Origin of the sequence: Amycolatopsis granulosa (assembly GCF_011758745.1) — a bacterium.
Taxonomy (GTDB): Bacteria; Actinomycetota; Actinomycetes; order Mycobacteriales; family Pseudonocardiaceae; genus Amycolatopsis_E; species Amycolatopsis_E granulosa.
Window position 1 is genome coordinate 1,894,616 of the sequence record NZ_JAANOV010000001.1, and the last position, 18,483, is coordinate 1,913,098.

The window sequence follows — 18,483 nt, forward strand, 5'->3', positions numbered from 1 at the left end:
GCGCCACGGCGGAGTTCCCGCCGGGTCATCGGGCCACGCGTCGTCATGGCGCCCACCCAACCAGCGGGCCGGGTGGGCGTCAACCTCGTTCCACCTGCTAGGACCACTCGTGTTTCTGACGGCGGCCGAGCAGCTCGGCGCCGACCCGGCGCGGGTCCGCGCCCTCGTGGCACACGCGGTGCATCGCATCCGTGATCGGCATGTCGACACCGTGCTTGCGGGCCAGTTCCCGGATCGAGGTGCACGACATCACGCCCTCGGCGACCTGACCGCCGGTGGCCCGCTGCGCCTGTTCCAGCGTCTCGCCCCGGCCGAGCCGTTCGCCGAAGGTGCGGTTGCGCGACAACGGCGACGAACAGGTCGCCACCAGATCGCCGACACCGGCGAGCCCGGCGAACGTGAGCGGATCGGCACCCAGCTTCGTGCCCAGCCGCGCCATCTCCGCCAGCCCGCGCGTGATGAGGGTGGCCGTCGTGTTGGCGCCCAGCCCCATGCCGACAGCCATGCCACAGCTCAGCGCGATGACGTTCTTGGCGGCGCCGCCGACCTCGCAGCCCACGACGTCGGTGTTGGTGTAGGGCCGGAAGTAGGAGTTGAAGCTCGCCTGCTGGATCGCCACCGCGCGGTCGTGGTCACTGCACGCGAGCACCGCCGCAGCGGGCTGCCCCTGCGCGATCTCGCGCGCCAGGTTCGGCCCGGACACCACGACGATCTCGTCCCCGGACACCGCGGTGATCTCGGCGATCACCTCGCTCATCCGCTTCAGCGTGCCGAGTTCGACGCCCTTGGCGAGGCTGACCAGGATCGCGCCGCGCGGCAACAGCTCCCGCCAGCCCGACAGGTTCCCGCGCAGGCTCTGGCTCGGCACGGCCAGCACGACCGCCTCCGCGCCGGCCAGCGCCTCCGCCGGATCGGGTGTCGCGGTGAGACTGCCGGGCAGCGTGATGTCCGGCAGGTAGCCGCTGTTGGTGTGCTTGTCGCGGATCTCCCCGGCGACCTCTGCGCGCCGGGCCCACATGGTCACGTCCCGGCCGGCGTCGGCGAGCACCTTCGCGAACGCGGTGCCCCAGGACCCCGCACCGAGCACGGTGATGCGCTGCACCATCGTCAGTCCGCCACCTCGGGCTTGCGCGCCGGGGGCTGTTCGCCCCGGATGTCGGTCAGCAGCCCGGTGACCCGTTCCATGAGCAGTTCCGTCACCTCCCGCAGCAGCGGTCCGGTCTGCGGCTTGCCGCGGTAGGCGGACAGCTCGACCGGCTCGCCGACCTTGTGGGTCACGGTCGTGCGCGGCAGCAACCGCACCTTCTTGTGGTAGAAGTCCAGGATCTGCTGGGTGCCCCAGCGCGCCACCGGGATCACCGGCACGTCGTTGTCCAGCGCCAGCCGCGCCACCCCGGTGTGCGACCGCTTCGGCCAGCCCGCCGGGTCCTTGGTGATGGTGCCCTCGGGGTAGATGACGACGAGCTTGCCCTCGGACAGGGCCTGGTGCGCGGCGCGGAGGCTGTCGCCCGCCTGGGCGGAACCGCGGTAGACGGGGATGCTGCCGGCCCCGACCAGGATCTTGCCGAAGATCGGGGCGCGGGCGAGGCTGTCCTTGGCCAGGAACCGCGGCACGCGCTTCTGGCGGTGGATGAACACGGCGTCGACGGCGGGGTCCATGTGCGAGACGTGGTTCATCACCACCAGCGCGGGCCCCTCCCGCGGGATCCGTTCGGCGCCGAGGTAGACGCGCCTGCCGATCCAGCTCACCGGGTAGAACAGCACGGCGGCGGCTCCGACCCAGAACCCGCCCTTCTCGCGACCGGCCAAAACTCCTCCTGCTGTGGTGTGTGCAGCTGCGAGCTGATCCTAGGTGCATGATTGCGGAAAGATGGGGGTGTGCCCGAACCCGTCGAAATCTCCGGCCTGATCGTGCCCATGAAGCAGCCCACCGTGGGCAAGTCCCGCCTGCGCGGCGCCGTCGACGAGCGCGACCACGCGGCGCTGGTGCTGGCCCTGGCCTGGGACACCCTGGCCGCGGCGACGGCGGCGGGAGTGCGGCGGGTGCTCGTGGTGGCCGCCGACCCGGCCGCGGTGGCCGGGCTGCGCCGTCCCGGCGTGGAGATCGTCGGCGAGGACGGACCCGGCGATCTGAACTCGGCACTGCGGCAGGGCGAGGCGCTGCTGCGCGAGCGGGACCCGGCAGCCGTCGTCGGGGCGGTGCAGGCCGATCTGCCCGCACTTCGCCCCGCGGAGCTGGCCGCCGCGTTCGCCGAAGCGGCCGGGCGCCGCGCGTTCACCGCGGACGCCGAGGGCACCGGCACGACCCTGTTGCTCTCCGCCGCCGGCGGTCCGCTGGATCCGCGCTTCGGTCCCGGCTCGGCCGCGGCGCACGCGGCGTCCGGTGCGGTGGCGCTGGGGCTGGCGGCGCCGAGCCTGCGCCGCGACGTGGACACCCCGGCCGACCTGGCGCGGGCGGGTGAGCTCGGTGTGGGCGAGCGCACCCGGGCGGTGCTGCGTGCCCGGGAGGTGGCGTGAACATCACCCGGCCGCTGGGCGAACTGCTCCGGGTGGTGCTGCGGAGCACGGGTGAACTGCTTGATCTCTCACTCGGTGTGTCGGCGGGCAGGCCCGAAGTGAGGAACAATGCCAGAGTGAGCAGCGACGAGAACACCACCCCGCCAACGACCCCACCGGCGTCCGGCGAGACCGCCGCGCCCACGAGGTTCCGCGCGATCCCCTCCGCACCGCCTGCGGTGACCCCCTCCGCCGACGTCCCGCCCGCCTCCCTGCCCGACGACCGGTACTTCAACCGGGAGCTGTCGTGGCAGGACTTCAACGCCCGGGTGCTCGCCCTGGCCGAGGACGCCTCCCAGCCGCTGCTGGAGCGGGCCAAGTTCCTCGCCATCTTCGCGTCCAATTTGGACGAGTTCTACATGGTCCGGGTGGCGGGCCTCAAGCGCCGCGACGAGACGGGCCTGCCGGTGCGCAGCGCCGACGGGCTGACCCCGCGCGAGCAGCTGGCCTACATCGCCAAGCGCAACCAGGACCTGGTCGAGCGGCACACGGCCGCGTTCGAGGAGCACGTGCGCCCGGAACTGGCCAAGCACGACATCCAGATCGTGTCCTGGGCCGACCTCGAGCCATCGGACCAGGCACGGTTGTCGGACTACTTCACCGAGCAGATCTTCCCGGTGCTCACCCCGCTGGCGGTCGACCCGGCGCACCCCTTCCCCTACATCTCGGGCCTGTCGCTGAACCTGGCGGTCACGGTGCGCGACCCGGAGCTGGGCACCGAACGGTTCGCCCGCGTGAAGGTGCCCAACAACGTGCCGCGCCTGATCCGCGTCGAGCAGCACCGGGAGAGTCGGCTGGCGACCTTCCTGCCGCTGGAGGAACTGATCGCCGCCCACCTCGGCGAGCTGTTCACCGGCATGGAGGTGACCGAGCACCACGTGTTCCGGGTGACCCGCAACGCCGACGTGGACGTCGACGAGGACCGCGACGAGGACCTGCTGCAGGCCCTGGAGCGGGAGCTGGCACAGCGCCGGTTCGGCCCGCCGGTGCGGCTCGAGGTCGCCAGCGACATGAGCGAGCACGTGCTCGACCTGCTGCTGCGCGAGCTGGAGGTGGACCCGCACGACGTGGTCGAGGTGCCCGGTCTGCTGGACCTGACCTGCCTGCAGCAGCTCTCCAGTTTGGACCGCAAGGAACTGAAGGACCGCCCTTTCGTCCCGGCCACGCACCCGGCGTTCGGTGAGCACGAGACGCCGAAGAGCGTCTTCGCCACCCTGCGCGAGGGCGACGTGCTGGTGCACCACCCCTACGACTCGTTCTCCACGAGCGTGCAGCGGTTCATCGAGCAGGCCGCCGGGGACAGCAAGGTGCTGGCCATCAAGCAGACCCTGTACCGCACCTCCGGTGACTCCCCCATCGTGAACGCGCTCATCGACGCCGCCGAGGCCGGCAAGCAGGTGGTGGCGCTGGTGGAGATCAAGGCCCGGTTCGACGAGGAGGCCAACATCACCTGGGCCCGCACGCTGGAGCGGGCCGGGGTGCACGTGGTCTACGGGCTGGTCGGGCTGAAGACCCACTGCAAGGTCGCGATGGTGGTGCGCCAGGAGGGATCCACGATCCGGCGCTACTGCCACCTCGGCACCGGCAACTACAACCCGAAGACGGCCCGGCTCTACGAGGACGTCGGCCTGCTGACCGCCGACCCGGACATCGGTGCGGACATCACCGACCTGTTCAACGTGCTGACCGGGTACTCGCGGCAGGACACCTACCGCAACATCCTCACCTCCCCGGCCGGGATCCGGCGGGGCATCCTGCGGCTCATCGACGAGGAGATCGAGCACAAGCACGCCGGTGCGGAGACCGGTATCCGGATCAAGTGCAACTCGCTCGTCGACGAGCAGATCATCGACGCGCTGTACCGGGCGTCCCGGGAAGGTGTTCCGGTGGAAATCGTCGTGCGGGGCATCTGCGCCCTGAAACCCGGCGTGCCGGGACTGTCCGAAAACATTTCCGTCCGGTCCATTCTCGGCCGGTTCCTGGAGCATTCCCGCATCTTCCACTTCCTCGGCGGCGGCACCTACTGGATCGGCAGCGCCGACATGATGCACCGCAACCTCGACCGCCGGATCGAGGCCATGGTCCAGGTCAAGGACGTGCGGCTGACCAGGCAATTGGACGACATCATGGACTCCGCGCTGGACCCGGTCACCCGCTGCTGGGTGCTGACCGGGAACGGCGAATGGGATCCCTCGCCCGCGGACACCTCGCAGGTCCGCGACCACCAGACCGAGTTGTTGAGGAAGCACGGGGCCAACGGGTGAGTTCTGTTCGTGTCCGCGCCGCGGGTGCGGTGCTGTGGCGGAGGGGTCCGCACGGCGCCGAGGTGGCGGTGGCGCACCGGCCGCGCTACGACGACTGGTCGCTGCCGAAGGGGAAGCTCGACGAGGGCGAGACCGTGCCCGCCGCGGCGGTGCGGGAGATCGCGGAGGAGACCGGGTTCCGCGCGAAGCTGGGGCGGCACCTGATGACGGTGCGGTACTCCGTGGAATCGGGGCCGAAGAGCGTCGACTACTTCAGCGCGGCGGTCGTCTCGGGGGTGTTCGAGCCCAACGAGGAGGTCGACGAGCTGCGCTGGCTGGCACCGGCCGACGCCGCCGCGCTGCTGTCGTACGACAGCGACCGGTCGGTGCTGGCGGAGTTCACGGCGCTGCCCGCCGGTCTGACGACGTTGTTGCTCGTGCGGCACGCCAAAGCGGGCAAGCGGGACGACTGGAGCGGCGACGACGACCTGCGGCCGTTGTCGCCGAGCGGAGTCCGGCAGGCGGGGGCACTGCGGGGGCTGCTGCCGCTGTTCGGTCCGGACCGGGTGCTGGCGGCGCCGCGGTTGCGCTGCGAGCAGACCGTGCGTGGCCTGGCGGACGACCTCGGGCTGCCCGTGGAGCACGAGGACCTGATGACCGAGGAGCGATATTGGGAGGACCGGCAGGCGGGGCTGGCCCGGCTGCTGGCGATCGTGTCGGCGGGCGGCACACCGGTCTTGTGCAGTCAGGGCGGGGTCATCCCGGACCTGGTGGCACACCTCGCCGAGCGCGGTGGCGTCCGCTTGCCCGTCGAGGACGGGGAGAAGGTGCCGAGCAAGAAGGGCTCGGTGTGGGTCCTGTCCTTCCGTGCCGCTCCCGGCAACGGCGGCCCGCAACTCGTCGCGGCCGACTACCTGCCCACGGCACTCCCGGTGCCCGTGACGAGCCACGCCTGAGTCCGTCCGCGACGGTGCCCGATCGGCACGAGGGTTCCGTTCCCCCGGCCGGCACCCCCTCGGATCGGCTCACGTGGTTCGGCGGCGGACGCTTCGCGCCGCTGACGGCATCGCTGTCTCCGGGCCGATACCGCGGGCCTGACGAGCGGGAACGGGCTTGTGCCGTCGCGCCGGCTTTTCCGGATGTAGCCGGGTCCGCCCGGAACGCGGCAGGGCCCCCGCGAGACGGATCGCGGGGGCCCTGCCGAGAAGCAATGCGCTGACGGCCTACTTCTTCTTCCGGGTCGTGGTGGTCTTCTTCGCCGCCGTGGTCTTCGACGCCGTCGCCTTCGGGGCGGCCTTCGTAGCCGTGGTCTTCTTCGCCGCGGCCGACTTCGACGCGGTGCTCTTCGCGGCCGTCGCCTTCGGGGCAGCCGTCTTGGTGGCGGCAGCCGACTTGGTGGCGGCCGCGGCACGGGTGCGCGTGCTGGTGCTGCGGGTCGCGGTGGGACGGGTCGCCGTCGCCTTCGCGGTGGTGGACCGCGAGGAGGTGGCGCGCGAGGCGGTGGTACCGGTGCTGCGGGTCGAAGCCGCGGAGCTACGCGTCGAAGTCGTCGTGCGCTTCGCCGCCGTGGCCTTCGGCAGCTTCTTGGCACCGCTGATGACGTCCTTGAAGGTCGTGCCGGCGCGGAAGGCCGGAACGTTGGTCTTCTTCACCTTGACCGTCTCACCGGTACGCGGGTTGCGGGCGGTGCGGGCCGCGCGGGCGCGCTTCTCGAACACCCCGAAACCGGTGATGTTGACCTTCTCGCCCTTCTGCACGGTGCGAATGATGATGTCCACCAGGTTGTCGACTGCCTGGGAAGCAACCTTCTTGTCGCCCAGACGCTCGGAGAGCGCCTCGATCAGCTGGGCCTTGTTGGCCATTCCAGTCCTCCATGAAGAACTACGTGTCACACGGCCACATCGGCCGACTTCACGCACACGGTATTACCAACTCGCCCAAAATTCCAAACGGCGCGCGGAATTTTTCTGCAGGCGGGGCGTGGTTTCCGCCTCCTGAGCGACCCGGTACGGGCCTTCCGCGCGCCGTTCGGCGTGGTGTGCCCGGCCGATGGCCGGGTGCGAATCCCTTGCTGATCAGGGAATTCGTGTTATCCGGCGGCCGCCGGGGTGGTCACCGGCTTCCAGCTGGGACGCTGCTCCTCGAACCGGTCGATGTCCTCGGCGTGTCGCAGGGTGAGGGCGATGTCGTCGAGCCCCTCCAGCAGCCGCCAGCGGGTGTAGTCGTCGATCGAGAAGGTCGTCTGGAAGTCCTTGGCCCGCACGGTCTTCGACTCGAGGTCGACCGTGACCTCCGCGCCGGGGTCGTTCTCCAGGATCTTCCACAGCTGCTCGACGTCCGACTGCGCGCACTCGGCCGCCACGAGCCCCTGCTTGCCGGAGTTGCCGCGGAAGATGTCGGCGAAGCGGGAGGAGATGACGACCCGGAAGCCGTAGTTCATCAATGCCCAGACAGCGTGTTCGCGCGAGGACCCGGTACCGAAGTCGGGCCCGGCGACCAGGACGCTTCCCGAGGAGAACGGCTCCTGGTTAAGGATGAAGTTCTCGTCGGCCCGCCAGGCGGCGAACAGGCCGTCCTCGAAACCGGTGCGGCTGACCCGCTTGAGGTAGACGGCCGGGATGATCTGGTCAGTGTCCACGTTGGACCTGCGCAGGGGCACTCCGATACCGGTGTGCGTCTTGAACGGCTCCATGGTGGCTGGCTCCTTCAGTTCAGGTCTTCGGGCGAGGACAGCGTGCCGCGGACGGCAGTGGCGGCCGCGACGAGCGGCGAGACGAGGTGGGTGCGGCCCCCCTTGCCCTGCCGGCCCTCGAAGTTGCGGTTGGAGGTGGAGGCGCTGCGCTCACCGGGGGCGAGCTGGTCCGGGTTCATCCCCAGGCACATCGAGCAGCCGGCCTGGCGCCACTCGGCACCGGCGTCGAGGAAGACCTTGTCCAGTCCCTCGGCCTCGGCGGCCTGGCGCACCCGCATCGAGCCGGGCACCACGAGCATCCGCACCCCCTGCGCCACCCTGCGCCCCTGCAGCACCTCCGCGGCGGCCCGCAGGTCCTCGATCCGGCCGTTGGTGCACGAGCCGAGGAAGACGGTGTCGACCTTGATCTCCCGCAGCGGGGTGCCCGGTTCGAGGTCCATATAGGACAGGGCCTTCTCGGCGGCGATGCGCGCCGTCTCGTCGGCGATCGCGGCCGGGTCCGGCACCGACTCCGCCAGCGGCAGGCCCTGGCCGGGGTTGGTGCCCCAGGTCACGAACGGGGTCAGGGTGTCGGCGTCGAGGTCGACCTCGGCGTCGAACCGCGCGCCCTCGTCGGTGCGCAGCGACTTCCAGTACTCGACCGCGGCGTCCCAGTCGGCGCCCTTCGGGGCGTGCGGGCGGCCCTCCAGGTAGGCGAAGGTGGTCTCGTCCGGGGCGATCATGCCGGCACGGGCGCCCGCCTCGATCGACATGTTGCAGATCGTCATCCGGGCCTCCATGGACAGCGCCTCGATGGCGCTGCCCCGGTACTCCAGGACGTAGCCCTGCCCGCCGCCGGTGCCGATCTTGGCGATGAAGGCGAGGATGATGTCCTTCGCCGTGACGCCGGGCCGGAGCTTGCCGGTCACGTTGATCGCCATCGTCTTGAACGGCTTCAGCGGCAGGGTCTGGGTGGCCAGCACGTGCTCCACCTCGGAGGTGCCGATACCGAAGGCCATCGCGCCGAAGGCGCCGTGGGTGGAGGTGTGGCTGTCGCCGCAGACGACCGTCATCCCCGGCTGGGTCAGGCCCAGCTGCGGGCCGATGACGTGCACGATGCCCTGCTCGGCGTCGCCCATCGGGTGCAGGCGGACACCGAACTCCTTGCAGTTCTTCCGAAGCGTCTCGACCTGGGTGCGCGACACCGGGTCGGCGATCGGGAGTTCGATGTCGACGGTCGGGACGTTGTGGTCCTCGGTCGCGATGGTCAGGTCGGGACGCCGGACCTGGCGGCCGGCCATGCGGAGACCGTCGAACGCCTGCGGGCTGGTGACTTCGTGCACGAGGTGCAGGTCGATGTAGAGCAGGTCGGGCTCCGCTCCTTCACCGCGGCGCACCGTGTGCGCCTCCCACACCTTCTCGGCCAGAGTGCGCGGCCGCGTGGTGGTCATCTGTCGCTCCTCCCACGAGGTTGATTGGGAGCAAAGGAACCTGAGCGGCGCCGCCGGGCGGCGTCCGGGTCTCCGGTTCGATTTTCCCAGATTCTGGACTTCCCAAATCCCGGGAAGCTAGTATCGCGTCGTGGGACAGCATAGCTCGACTGACCAGCAGAGCGGTATCGGTGTGCTGGACAAGGCCGTCGCCGTGCTCCAGGCCGTCGCGGAAGATCCGTGCGGGCTGGCGGAACTGTGCAGCCGGACGGGCCTGCCGCGCGCGACCGCGCACCGGCTCGCCGTCGGGCTGGAGGTGCACCGCCTGCTGCGCCGCGGCCCGGACGGACGCTGGCGCCCCGGCTCGGCGCTCGCCGAACTGGCCGGCGGCACGGCGGATCCACTGCTGGACGCGGCGAGCTCGGTCCTGCCGAAGTTGCGGGACCTCACCGGCGAGAGCGTGCAGCTGTACCGGCGCGACGGGGTCCAGCGGGTGTGCGTGGCGAGCGCGGAACCGATGAGCGGTCTGCGCGACACGGTGCCCATCGGCACGCGGCTGCCCATGACGGCCGGTTCCGGCGCGAAGGTCCTCGCCGCGTGGTCGGATCCGCACACGCAACGGACGATCCTGGCGGACGCGGTGTTCGGGGAACGGACCCTGCTGGAGGTCCGGCGCCGCGGCTGGGCGCAGAGCGTGGCCGAGCGCGAGCCGGGCGTGGCGAGCGTTTCCGCGCCGGTACGGGATTCCGCGGGCAACGTCATCGCGGCCGTATCGGTTTCCGGTCCGGTGGAACGGATCGGGCGCAAGCCGGGGGCGCGCTGGGCCGCGGATCTGCTCGCGGCGGCGGAGGCGTTGCAGGAGCGGCTGTAGCGCCGAACTGTTCGCACATCCGTTCGATTCGGTGTAGCGTCCTGGTATGACCGCAGGGCTGCAAGGGTCGCTGTTCGGTCAGGCCGAGGAATGCTCGCTCGGGTCCCTGACCACGACGCGGCGCACGGAACTGGGCGACGGCGCGTGGATCGATCTGCGGCCGGGGTGGCTGACGGGTGCGGACGTCTTGTTCGAGCGCCTGGCGGCGGAGGTGCCCTGGCACGGGGAGCGGCGCCGGATGTACGAGCGGGTGGTCGACGTGCCCCGGCTGCTGTGCTTCTACGGCGAGGAGGACCGGCTGCCGGACCCGGTGCTGGACGCGGCACGGGAGGCGCTGAGCCGGCACTACGCAGAGGAGCTCGGCGAGCCGTTCCGCACCGCCGGGCTGTGCTTCTACCGCGACGGCCGGGACAGCGTGGCCTGGCACGGCGACACGATCGGCCGCGGTTCGCGGGAGGACACGATGGTGGCCATCGTGTCGGTGGGCGCGCCGCGGAGCATGCTGCTGCGCCCGCGCGGCGGCGGGCCGGCCGTGCGGCAGCTGCTCGGCCCCGGCGACCTGATCGTGATGGGGGGCTCGTGCCAGCGGACGTGGGAGCACGCGATCCCGAAGACCAGCAAACCGGTGGGCCCGCGGATCAGCATCCAGTTCCGGCCCCGTGGGGTGCGCTGACCGACGGGGCGCCGGCGAGGTCAGCCGAGGAGGAGGACGACCGGGAACAGGTCCCCGGAAGACAGTTGCTTCTCTCCCGGTGCGGCCCGCGCGTGGCGAACCGGTGCTCCGGCGGGGGCATCCGGTGCCGGATGCCCTCAGCGACGTATCGGGATCCCGCTAGGTCAGTACCGCGCCCAGCGGTCGCCGAGCGTGGCCCATTCGTTTTCCCACCGCGCGGCGCGACGGCGGTCCAGCACCAGGCGCGTGATCCAGTACGCGGCGCTCAGCGCGAGAGCGGCGACGAGCCAGGCGAACAGTCCGGCCAGCACACCGGTCGTGGTCGCGTCCGTCGCGGTGATCGGCGCCGGCGTCGGGTTGCCGGCGTCGTTGATCCACACCGGGATCCGCGTCCCCGCGGTCGCGCCCGGGTCGGCCGGCACGATGCCCGTCTTCGGCTCCCCGCCGTTGTAGGTCCACGCCGCGCGCACCCCGGCCGAGCCGCTCGTCGAAAACGCGCCCTCGGTGGCCGGCACCGGCGCCGGCGCGTCCTCGACGACCGTCGCGGTCACCAGGTGCCGGGAAGCGTGCTGCTGCTCGGACACCGCCAGCTGGCCCCCGTACGTCCGGGAACCGGTGAACACCGCCAGCGGAATCGCGACCAGGAGCCCCAGCACCACGACCAACAGCAACGCGGATTCGACCCGGTCGGACGTTCTGGCCAACGGGTTGCGACCGATGTGCAGGCGCCGCCAGAAACGCCTGAGTGGTCCGGTCACGGTCAGATCCCCCTTCCTCAGCTACCTCGGCAAGCAAAAACGCAATACCCACTGTGCCGCGCCCGTACCCGAATTGGCACTGAAACGAGACCAAGACCGCTGTGAGTCGCCGCTCACAGCGGGACGAGATCGGGATGTATCCATGCTGGCACCGGACAACGGTTCGCGGCATCGACCGAAAGTGCTTTCCACCCACCACCGGTGCCACGCTGCGTGACCGCATCCGCCGGGCGATCGACGCCTCCGGCGATCAAGCGGAAGCCTGTGCACCGGCGGCCCCTGGCCACCCCGCCGCTGCTCCTGTTATCGTCCCGTTGATGTGATGCGCTGATTCACGATCGGCAGAATGCGCGCCCGCGTTACACAATTGCGCGACAATTCTCGTCACATGTTTTTCGTTTCTCCGGGTGATCGAAATCGGGCAGGATCACGCGTAAGCCTCCACCGAACGAGTGATGACGCGCGTGCCGGGGGCAGTCGGGGTCACCGCGCGTCTCGAGAACAACACTGGAGTCACTTTGCGTCAGCCCTTGGGCCGCCTCGCGGCGGCCGTGATCAGCGGTGCGCTGATCACCCTCACCGTGGCCCCGGCCGCGCTCGCCGAAGAGAGCACGACCCCGGTGACGACCACCACCACCACGACCACGGTCACCGTGCCGGAGACCACCACGACGACCAGCTCCGCCGCCACGACCACGACGTCGTCGGCCACCACCACGACGACGACCCAGCCGACGCGGACCAGCAGCCCGGGCACCTCGTCGAGCTCGACGACCCCGGGCACGACGCAGTCGCACGGATCGACCTCGTCCGGCAGCAAGCCCGCGGAGCCGCCCTACGTCGACGACGTCGCCTACGGCATCGACCTCGGCGACGGCACCGGTGTGCTGATCATCGCGTGCACCGCCGGCGAGCCGGGCGACGTGCGGTCCCCGGACTTCGACGTCGTCGACGGCCCCTACCAGGAGGAGCAGGACGGCCGGTACTGGGACTACCTGGTCCGGCTGCACGAGGGCAAGACCTTCGCCGCCGGCGACGTCCATGCGGCCTGGACGTGCGCGGGCGCTCCGCAGGGCGGCGGCGCCTCGGGCGGCGGCGTGGCCTCCGTCCCGGGCTCCGGCGGCGCCGGCGACTGGCAGCAGAGCAACGGCGGCCACGCGCAGGTTTCGTTCGCACCCAAGGACGGGGTCGAGACCGGCTTCGGCGGCACGGCGCGGTTCTGACGCCATGCGCAACCCGTTCGCCGGCCGGGGCGGCCGCGTTCTCGCGGCCGCCCCGGCGGTCCTGCTCGCCCTCGTCCTCACCGGATGCGGTTCCGATCCCGCACCGCCGCAGGCGGCACCGCCCGCGACGTCGGTCCCGGTGACCAAGCCCTACGACAAGCTGCGGCCCACCCAGGTCCGGATCCCGAAGATCGGCGCCGGATCGTCGCTCATCTCGGTCGCGGTCAACAAGGACGGCCAGATCGCGGTGCCCTCGGTGGACAAGCCGATGCAGGCCGCCTGGTACCGCCTCTCCCCCGTGCCCGGGGACGTCGGCCCGGCGATCATCCTCGGCCACGTCGACGGCAACCACCAGCCCGGTGTCTTCGCCAAGCTCAAGGACGTCCGGCCGGGCGACGAGATCTTCGTCGACCGCAGCGACGGACGGCAGCTGAAGTTCGTGGTCGACCACACCACGCAGGTGCCCAAGGACCGGTTCCCGCAGGACGCGGTCTACGGCAACACCGACAAGGCGCAGCTGCGGCTCATCACGTGCGGCGGCGTGTTCGACCACGCCGAGCACAGCTACGTCGACAACATCGTCGTCTACGCGAACCTGGCGTGACCCCGGTGGTGCCGCCGCCCGCGCGGCACCACCGGCTCACCAGACGTCGCCGTCGCGCCAGTCGCACGTCAGCTCGCCGTCGAGGTCGAGCGGCGCGGAGACCGGGAGCACGAAAACGCCGCCCGCCTCCCCGGGTGTCGGCGTGATCCCGGACGGCGTGAGCGCGGACAGCGGCCCGCGCCAGCACGACCAGCCGCGCCCGCGGTAGAACGGGACCGCCTCGTCCGCCGCACTGAGCGCACCCATCTCGTAAGCCTCGCGGATCACCCGCTCCAGTGGCGCCAGCACCGCACCGCCGTGACCGCGCCGCCTGCGGTCCGCCCGCACACCGACCGCCTCCACGTACCCGGCGCGCCACGCGCGCCCCTGGTGCACCAGCCTGCGCTGCACGAGGGACGCGTGGGCCACCAGCTCACCGTCCTCCCACCGCATCGCGTGCACACCACCCAGGGCGTGCTCCCAGTCGTGCTCGGACAGCTCGCCCTCGAAGACATCGGACAGCAGCGCCCGGACCTGGCGGAGGACCGCGGCGCCGAGATCGGCGGTGTGGGCGAGGAGGAGCCCGGACATCTTCCCGACACTAATGCGGACAGTGCCGTCCGTCACCCCGGTCGTCCATCGTGGACGAGCGAACTTCCTTGCGGCACAACGGAAGAAGGTCCGCCAGCCGGATGGCTGGCGGACCTTCTCGATGTACCCCCGATGGGATTCGAACCCACGCTACCGGCGTGAGAGGCCGGCGTCCTAGGCCGCTAGACGACGGGGGCTAGGTCTTTCCGTGTTGCGAGAGGGATCTTACCAGGGCGGTTTTTCCCTCTTGCAGCTGGGGTACCAGGACTCGAACCTAGACTAACAGAGCCAGAATCTGTCGTGCTGCCAATTACACCATACCCCAACGATCGCCCCTCCGATTCGCGACTCGGAGCAGCTCCGCTGGGAAGAAATATAGCCCAGGCCGTCAGCGGTGCGTAACCGGGGGGTGGGCTTCAGCGCTGCGCGGGCACCCCGATCATGGCGAACTCGCTGACCAGCAGCTGCGGGAGCTCGTCGAGGCCGCCGATGACGTGCACGCCGTCCGGCGCCTCCGGCTCACCGCCACTGCGGTCGAGCCAGATGCCCTCCAGCCCGGCGTCACGGGCACCGACGGCGTCGGTGTGCAGCTTGTCACCGACGTGGGCGGCCTCACTCGGGTCGCAGTCGAGCACCGCGCAGACCGAGTGGAACATCACCGGATCCGGCTTGGCGGCGCCGACCTCCCCCGCGATCGCCACGTGGTCGAAGAACCGGGTCAGCCCGAGATCGGCCAGCTTCGCCCGCTGGTGCGCGCCCGAGGCGTTGGTCACCGCGGCGATGAGGACGTCCGCAGCGCGCAGCCACTCCAGGCACGGCAGGACGTCGTCGAACAGCCGCCACGACCGGCGCAGCACCTCCTTGCGGCGGCACTCGAACCGGGTCACGTCCTCCGGATCCACCACGATGCCGATCTCGGCGAGGAAGTACTGGGTGCGCCGGTGGTGCATGGAGGCGTAGTCGATCTCACCCGCGACGACCCGGGCGACGTGCCAGTCGGTGATGCGCTCCCACAGCGGCCACATGTCGTCGCGGCCGAGGAGCAACGACAGCGCCCGCGCGCCGGCGGACGTGAAATCGATCAGCGTGTCGTCGATGTCCAGGCACACCAGCCGCAGCCGGGACGGTCTCCACGGATCCGCCGGATCCCCCAGACCAGGCTCGGGGACACGGACGCGGGTAGGTGTGCCGGGACGCGCGAAATCCACCCAGCGAGGCTAGGCGAGAACTACGCTGAGCGGTTCGGCCGACAAGGTGATTCAGTACGTCGATTCCACGGCCACTGCTTCTACTCTGCGTTGACGGGCAGAGCGTTACGCAGTCGTCCGAGTGAAACTTCCCGCCCGAGCAGCTCCATCGATTCATACAGCGGCGGCGACACGGTGCGACCGGTGATCGCGACGCGAACCGGGGCGAAAGCCTTGCGCGGCTTGAGTCCGAGACCCTCCACCAGCGCGTCCTTGAGCGCCTGCTCGATCGCCGCGGTCTCCCACGACGGCAGTGCCTCCAGCGCCGCGATCGACGCGCGCAGCACCGGCTCGGCGTCCGGCTTGAGGTTCTTGGCCGCCGCGTCCTCCTCGGGCGCGAACTCCTCCTCCGGCACGAACAGGAACCGCACCAGCGGCGCGGCGTCGCCCAGCACCGTCACCCGCTCCTGCACCAGCGGCGCGATGGTGCGCCACGTGGTCATCTGCTCCGCGGACGGCTGCGCGGGCAGCACACCGGCGGCCTGGAGGTAGGGCACCACGCGCTGCACGAAGTCCTCGGCGTCCAGCGCGCGGACGTGCACGCCGTTGATCGCCTCCGCCTTCTTCACGTCGAACCGGGCCGGGTTGGCGCTCACCTTGGCGATCTCGAACGCCTGCACCAGCTCGTCGACGGTGAACGTGTCGCGGTCGTCGGCGATCGACCAGCCGAGCAGCGCCAGGTAGTTCAGCAGACCCTCAGGGATGAAGCCGCGGTCGCGGTAGTTGAACAGATTGGACTGGGGGTCCCGTTTGGACAGTTTGCGGTTGCCCTCGCCCATCACGTACGGCAGGTGACCGAACTGCGGGGTGAACTCGGCGACGCCGATCCGCTCCAGCGCCCGGTACAACGCGATCTGCCGGGGCGTGGACGGAAGCAGGTCCTCCCCGCGCAGCACGTGCGTGATGCGCATCAGGGCGTCGTCGACCGGGTTGGTCAGCGTGTACAGCGGATCACCGTTCGCACGCACCAGGACCGGGTCCGGAATCGATCCGGCCGGGAAGCTGATGTCCCCGCGCACCAGGTCGTGCCAGCCCAGGTCCTCCTCCGGCATGCGCAGGCGCAGTACCGGCGCGCGACCCTCGGCGCGGTACGCCGCGCGCTGCTCGCCGGTGAGGTCGCGGTCGAAGTTGTCGTAGCCCAGTTTCGGGTCCTGACCCGCGGCCTTGCGGCGCTCCTCGACCTCCTCGTTGGTCGAGAACGCCTCGTACAGCTCACCGGCCTCGAGCAGCCGGCGCGCGACGTCGGCGTAGATGTCACGGCGCTCGCTCTGCCGGTACGGCCCGTACTCGCCGCCGGCGTCGGGGCCCTCGTCCCAGTCCAGACCGAGCCAGCGCAGCGCCTCGAGCAGCTGCTGGTACGACTCCTCGCTGTCCCGGGCGGCGTCGGTGTCCTCGATGCGGAACACCAGGCTGCCACCGTGGTGCCGGGCGAAGGCCCAGTTGAACAGCGCCGTGCGGATGAGCCCCACGTGCGGGGTTCCGGTGGGCGACGGGCAGAAGCGGGCGCGGACTGTCTCAGTCATAACCCGTTCAGCCTATCCCGCTTGACCAGCCACCCGGAGAGCGCCATGCTGGTCTTATTCAACGTGTGATGAATTAAGGAGTTGGTCGCGATGAGCGAGCGCACGACCTGTCTCGTCGCCGGTGGCGGTCCGGCCGGAATGGTGCTCGGGCTGCTGCTCGCGCGGGCCGGGATCGAGGTGACGGTGCTGGAGAAGCACGCCGACTTCCTGCGCGACTTCCGCGGCGACACCGTGCACCCGTCGACGCTGCAGCTGCTGGACGAGCTGGGCCTCGGCGAGGAGTTCGGCAAGCTGCCGCAGAGCAGGCTGGACGCCGTGTCGCTGCCCGGGCCGCCGGCGTTGACGATCGCCGATTTCCGCACGCTGAAGGTGGCGCACCCGTACGTGGCGATGGTGCCGCAATGGGACCTGCTGGACCTGCTGGCCGACGCGGGACAGGCCGAGCCGGCGTTCCACCTGCGGATGAACACCGAGGTGGTGTCGCTGATCCGGGAGGCCGGCCGGGTGGCCGGGGTGCGGTACCGGACGGCGGACGGGACGACCGGCGAGATCCGCGCGGAGGTCACCATCGGCTGCGACGGACGCTGGTCGGTGGTGCGGCGGGAAGCCGGACTACGGCCGCGCGAGTTCCCGGTGCCGGTGGACACGTGGTGGTTCCGGCTGCCACGGTACGACCACGACGAGGCTCAGCTGACACCCTCGATGCACCACGGTCATTTCGCGGTGGTCATCCCGCGGGAGAGCTACTTCCAGGTCGCCTACCTGGCGGCGAAGGGGCTGGACGCGCGGTTGCGGGCGGACGGGGTGGCGGCGTTCCGCGACCGGATCCGCACGGTGCTGCCCCAGCTGGCGGACCGGGTCGGCGCGATCACCTCCATGGACGAGGTGAAACACCTGGACGTGCGGCTGAACCTGGTGCCCCGCTGGCACCGCGAGGGCGTGCTGTGCATCGGCGACGCGGCACACGCGATGTCGCCCGTGGGCGGGTTCGGGATCAACCTGGCGGTACAGGACGCCGTGGCCACGGCCCGGTTGCTGGCCGGCCCACTGCGGCGCGGACGGGTGAGCGGGCGGGACCTCGCCCGCGTCCGGCGCCGCCGGGTGGCGCCGACGGTGCTGGTGCAGGCCATCCAGCGCGCCATGCACCGGGTGGTGATCCGCCCGGTGATCGAGGGCCGCCGGAACGGTCCGCCGCGCGCACTGGTGGCGATGATGAACGCGGTCCCGGCCGCGCGGTTGATTCCCGCCTACCTGGCCGGGGTCGGTCTGCTGCCGGAGCACGCACCGGACTGGGCGCGGCGCTGAACCACCGCGGAAGCGACGGGTCAGCTCACCGGGATGTGGTCGCTAGGCGTTCTGGACCGGGTTGGTCAGGGTGCCGATGCCCTCGATCGTGATCGAGACGGCCTGGCCGTCGGTGATCTGGCCGACGCCGGCCGGCGTGCCGGTCAGGATGACGTCCCCGGGCAGCAGCGTCATCACGCCGGACACGAACTCGACCAGCTCCGGGATCTTGTGGACCAGCAGCGAGGTGCGTGAGTCCTGCTTGACCTCACCGTCGACCTCGGTGCGGATCGCCAGGTCGGACGGGTCCACCGCGGTCTCGATCCACGGGCCGAGCGGGCAGAACGTGTCGAATCCCTTCGCGCGGCCCCACTGGCCGTCGCTCTTCTGCAGGTCCCGCGCGCTGACGTCGTTGGCGATCGTGTAGCCCAGGATCACCGCCGGAGCCTGCGCGGCCTTCACGTTGCGCACCGGCTGGCCGATCACCACCGCCAGCTCACCCTCGAAGTCGACGCGCTGGGACGCGGCCGGCAGCTTGATGGCGGCGTTCGGGCCGATGACGCTCGTCGACGGCTTGAGGAACATCATCGGCGACTCGGGCACCTCGTTGCCGAACTCCCCCGCGTGCTCGGCGTAGTTCCGCCCGATCGCGATGACCTTCGAGGGCAGGATCGGGGCGAGGAGCCGCACGTCGGCCAGCGTGAACCGCTTACCCGTGTAGTTCGGCTGTCCGAACGGGTGGTCGGCGATTTCCAGGAGCTCGTCGCCGTCGACGGACACGAAGGCGACCCCACCGGCATGAGCAACTCGAGCTAGACGCACACAACCAG

At 70.7% G+C, this 18,483-nt stretch carries 18 protein-coding genes and 2 tRNA genes; 8 read left to right on the forward strand and 12 right to left on the reverse strand.

The window, feature by feature from the left end; all coding sequences use genetic code 11:
- Nucleotides 1-97: 97 nt before the first annotated feature.
- Nucleotides 98-1,105: an NAD(P)H-dependent glycerol-3-phosphate dehydrogenase gene (locus FHX45_RS09100; RefSeq protein ID WP_167098679.1), complete on the reverse strand. Its 1,008-nt coding sequence runs from the start codon at nt 1,103-1,105 to the stop codon at nt 98-100.
- 2 nt (nt 1,106-1,107) lie between these two features.
- Nucleotides 1,108-1,809 (reverse strand): lysophospholipid acyltransferase family protein, encoded by a 702-nt coding sequence (locus tag FHX45_RS09105; RefSeq protein ID WP_167098682.1) that lies wholly within the window; start codon nt 1,807-1,809, stop codon nt 1,108-1,110.
- A 69-nt stretch (nt 1,810-1,878) separates the two neighbouring features.
- Between FHX45_RS09105 and cofC the strand changes: the two genes are divergently transcribed.
- The 3 genes from cofC (at nt 1,879) to FHX45_RS09120 (ending at nt 5,755) form a co-directional block, all read left to right on the forward strand.
- The gene (cofC, locus tag FHX45_RS09110) at nt 1,879-2,517 is read left to right on the forward strand and encodes a 2-phospho-L-lactate guanylyltransferase (protein ID WP_341771406.1); all 639 of its coding nucleotides are present in this window, start codon (nt 1,879-1,881) and stop codon (nt 2,515-2,517) included.
- A gap of 116 nt (nt 2,518-2,633) precedes the next feature.
- Nucleotides 2,634-4,820: an RNA degradosome polyphosphate kinase gene (locus tag FHX45_RS09115; protein ID WP_167098684.1), complete on the forward strand. Its 2,187-nt coding sequence runs from the start codon at nt 2,634-2,636 to the stop codon at nt 4,818-4,820.
- Complete coding sequence (locus FHX45_RS09120; protein WP_341771407.1) at nt 4,817-5,755, forward strand: NUDIX hydrolase; 939 nt, start codon at nt 4,817-4,819, stop codon at nt 5,753-5,755. The genes FHX45_RS09115 and FHX45_RS09120 overlap by 4 nt, the downstream gene beginning before the upstream one ends.
- Before the next feature lie 267 nt (nt 5,756-6,022).
- Here FHX45_RS09120 and FHX45_RS09125 read toward each other — a convergent pair whose 3' ends face one another.
- The 3 genes from FHX45_RS09125 to leuC form a co-directional block, all read right to left on the reverse strand.
- Nucleotides 6,023-6,661, reverse strand: a complete 639-nt coding sequence (locus FHX45_RS09125) for an HU family DNA-binding protein (RefSeq protein WP_167098690.1) — start codon at nt 6,659-6,661, stop codon at nt 6,023-6,025.
- Nucleotides 6,662-6,888: 227 nt separating this feature from the next.
- A complete protein-coding gene (gene leuD, locus FHX45_RS09130; protein ID WP_167098693.1) occupies nt 6,889-7,491 on the reverse strand; it encodes a 3-isopropylmalate dehydratase small subunit in 603 nt (200 codons plus the stop codon).
- 14 nt (nt 7,492-7,505) lie between these two features.
- Entirely contained in the window at nt 7,506-8,921 is a 1,416-nt protein-coding gene (leuC, locus tag FHX45_RS09135; protein WP_167098696.1) for a 3-isopropylmalate dehydratase large subunit, read from the reverse strand.
- 130 nt (nt 8,922-9,051) lie between these two features.
- Between leuC and FHX45_RS09140 the strand changes: the two genes are divergently transcribed.
- Nucleotides 9,052-9,771, forward strand: coding sequence for an IclR family transcriptional regulator domain-containing protein (locus FHX45_RS09140; RefSeq protein ID WP_167098699.1), 720 nt, complete (start codon nt 9,052-9,054; stop codon nt 9,769-9,771).
- A gap of 46 nt (nt 9,772-9,817) precedes the next feature.
- Nucleotides 9,818-10,444, forward strand: a complete 627-nt coding sequence (locus FHX45_RS09145; RefSeq protein ID WP_167098702.1) for an alpha-ketoglutarate-dependent dioxygenase AlkB — start codon at nt 9,818-9,820, stop codon at nt 10,442-10,444.
- 164 nt (nt 10,445-10,608) lie between these two features.
- Here the strand turns inward: FHX45_RS09145 and FHX45_RS09150 are convergent, their stop codons facing one another.
- A complete protein-coding gene (locus FHX45_RS09150; protein ID WP_167098705.1) occupies nt 10,609-11,202 on the reverse strand; it encodes an Rv1733c family protein in 594 nt (197 codons plus the stop codon).
- Between the two features lie 518 nt (nt 11,203-11,720).
- On the opposite strand from FHX45_RS09150, the gene FHX45_RS09155 reads away from it, so the two are divergent.
- Together FHX45_RS09155 and FHX45_RS09160 are read left to right on the forward strand one after the other, a co-directional pair.
- Entirely contained in the window at nt 11,721-12,425 is a 705-nt protein-coding gene (locus FHX45_RS09155; protein WP_167098708.1) for a hypothetical protein, read from the forward strand.
- A 4-nt stretch (nt 12,426-12,429) separates the two neighbouring features.
- A complete protein-coding gene (locus tag FHX45_RS09160) occupies nt 12,430-13,029 on the forward strand; it encodes a class F sortase (RefSeq protein WP_167098711.1) in 600 nt (199 codons plus the stop codon).
- A 36-nt stretch (nt 13,030-13,065) separates the two neighbouring features.
- On the opposite strand, the gene FHX45_RS09165 is transcribed toward FHX45_RS09160, so the two are convergent.
- The 5 genes from FHX45_RS09165 to gltX all read right to left on the reverse strand — a co-directional run bounded on the left by FHX45_RS09165 (nt 13,066) and on the right by gltX (nt 16,369).
- Complete coding sequence (locus FHX45_RS09165) at nt 13,066-13,599, reverse strand: GNAT family N-acetyltransferase (protein WP_167098714.1); 534 nt, start codon at nt 13,597-13,599, stop codon at nt 13,066-13,068.
- A 124-nt stretch (nt 13,600-13,723) separates the two neighbouring features.
- Nucleotides 13,724-13,796 (reverse strand) — tRNA-Glu (locus FHX45_RS09170).
- A 56-nt stretch (nt 13,797-13,852) separates the two neighbouring features.
- Nucleotides 13,853-13,924 (reverse strand) — tRNA-Gln (locus tag FHX45_RS09175).
- Nucleotides 13,925-14,015: 91 nt separating this feature from the next.
- Nucleotides 14,016-14,708 carry an HAD-IA family hydrolase gene (locus tag FHX45_RS09180; protein ID WP_167108660.1) on the reverse strand — a complete coding sequence of 231 codons (693 nt, stop codon included), beginning with the start codon at nt 14,706-14,708 and terminating at the stop codon, nt 14,016-14,018.
- Between the two features lie 179 nt (nt 14,709-14,887).
- On the reverse strand, nt 14,888-16,369 hold the full coding sequence (gltX, locus tag FHX45_RS09185) for a glutamate--tRNA ligase (protein WP_167098716.1): 1,482 nt from the start codon (nt 16,367-16,369) through the stop codon (nt 14,888-14,890).
- 90 nt (nt 16,370-16,459) lie between these two features.
- On the opposite strand from gltX, the gene FHX45_RS09190 reads away from it, so the two are divergent.
- Entirely contained in the window at nt 16,460-17,674 is a 1,215-nt protein-coding gene (locus FHX45_RS09190; protein WP_167098719.1) for an FAD-dependent oxidoreductase, read from the forward strand.
- A 42-nt stretch (nt 17,675-17,716) separates the two neighbouring features.
- Here FHX45_RS09190 and FHX45_RS09195 read toward each other — a convergent pair whose 3' ends face one another.
- Entirely contained in the window at nt 17,717-18,475 is a 759-nt protein-coding gene (locus FHX45_RS09195; protein ID WP_167098721.1) for a fumarylacetoacetate hydrolase family protein, read from the reverse strand.
- Nucleotides 18,476-18,483: the final 8 nt, after the last annotated feature.

Coding starts and splice junctions, on each gene's coding strand:
- leuD (WP_167098693.1), bottom strand. CDS start 7,491: ATGGAGCCGTTCAAGACGCACACCGGTATCGGAGTGCCCCTGCGCAGG.
- FHX45_RS09125 (WP_167098690.1), bottom strand. CDS start 6,661: ATGGCCAACAAGGCCCAGCTGATCGAGGCGCTCTCCGAGCGTCTGGGC.
- FHX45_RS09145 (WP_167098702.1), top strand. CDS start 9,818: ATGACCGCAGGGCTGCAAGGGTCGCTGTTCGGTCAGGCCGAGGAATGC.
- FHX45_RS09100 (WP_167098679.1), bottom strand. CDS start 1,105: ATGGTGCAGCGCATCACCGTGCTCGGTGCGGGGTCCTGGGGCACCGCG.
- FHX45_RS09165 (WP_167098714.1), bottom strand. CDS start 13,599: ATGTCCGGGCTCCTCCTCGCCCACACCGCCGATCTCGGCGCCGCGGTC.
- gltX (WP_167098716.1), bottom strand. CDS start 16,369: ATGACTGAGACAGTCCGCGCCCGCTTCTGCCCGTCGCCCACCGGAACC.
- FHX45_RS09190 (WP_167098719.1), top strand. CDS start 16,460: ATGAGCGAGCGCACGACCTGTCTCGTCGCCGGTGGCGGTCCGGCCGGA.
- leuC (WP_167098696.1), bottom strand. CDS start 8,921: ATGACCACCACGCGGCCGCGCACTCTGGCCGAGAAGGTGTGGGAGGCG.
- FHX45_RS09160 (WP_167098711.1), top strand. CDS start 12,430: ATGCGCAACCCGTTCGCCGGCCGGGGCGGCCGCGTTCTCGCGGCCGCC.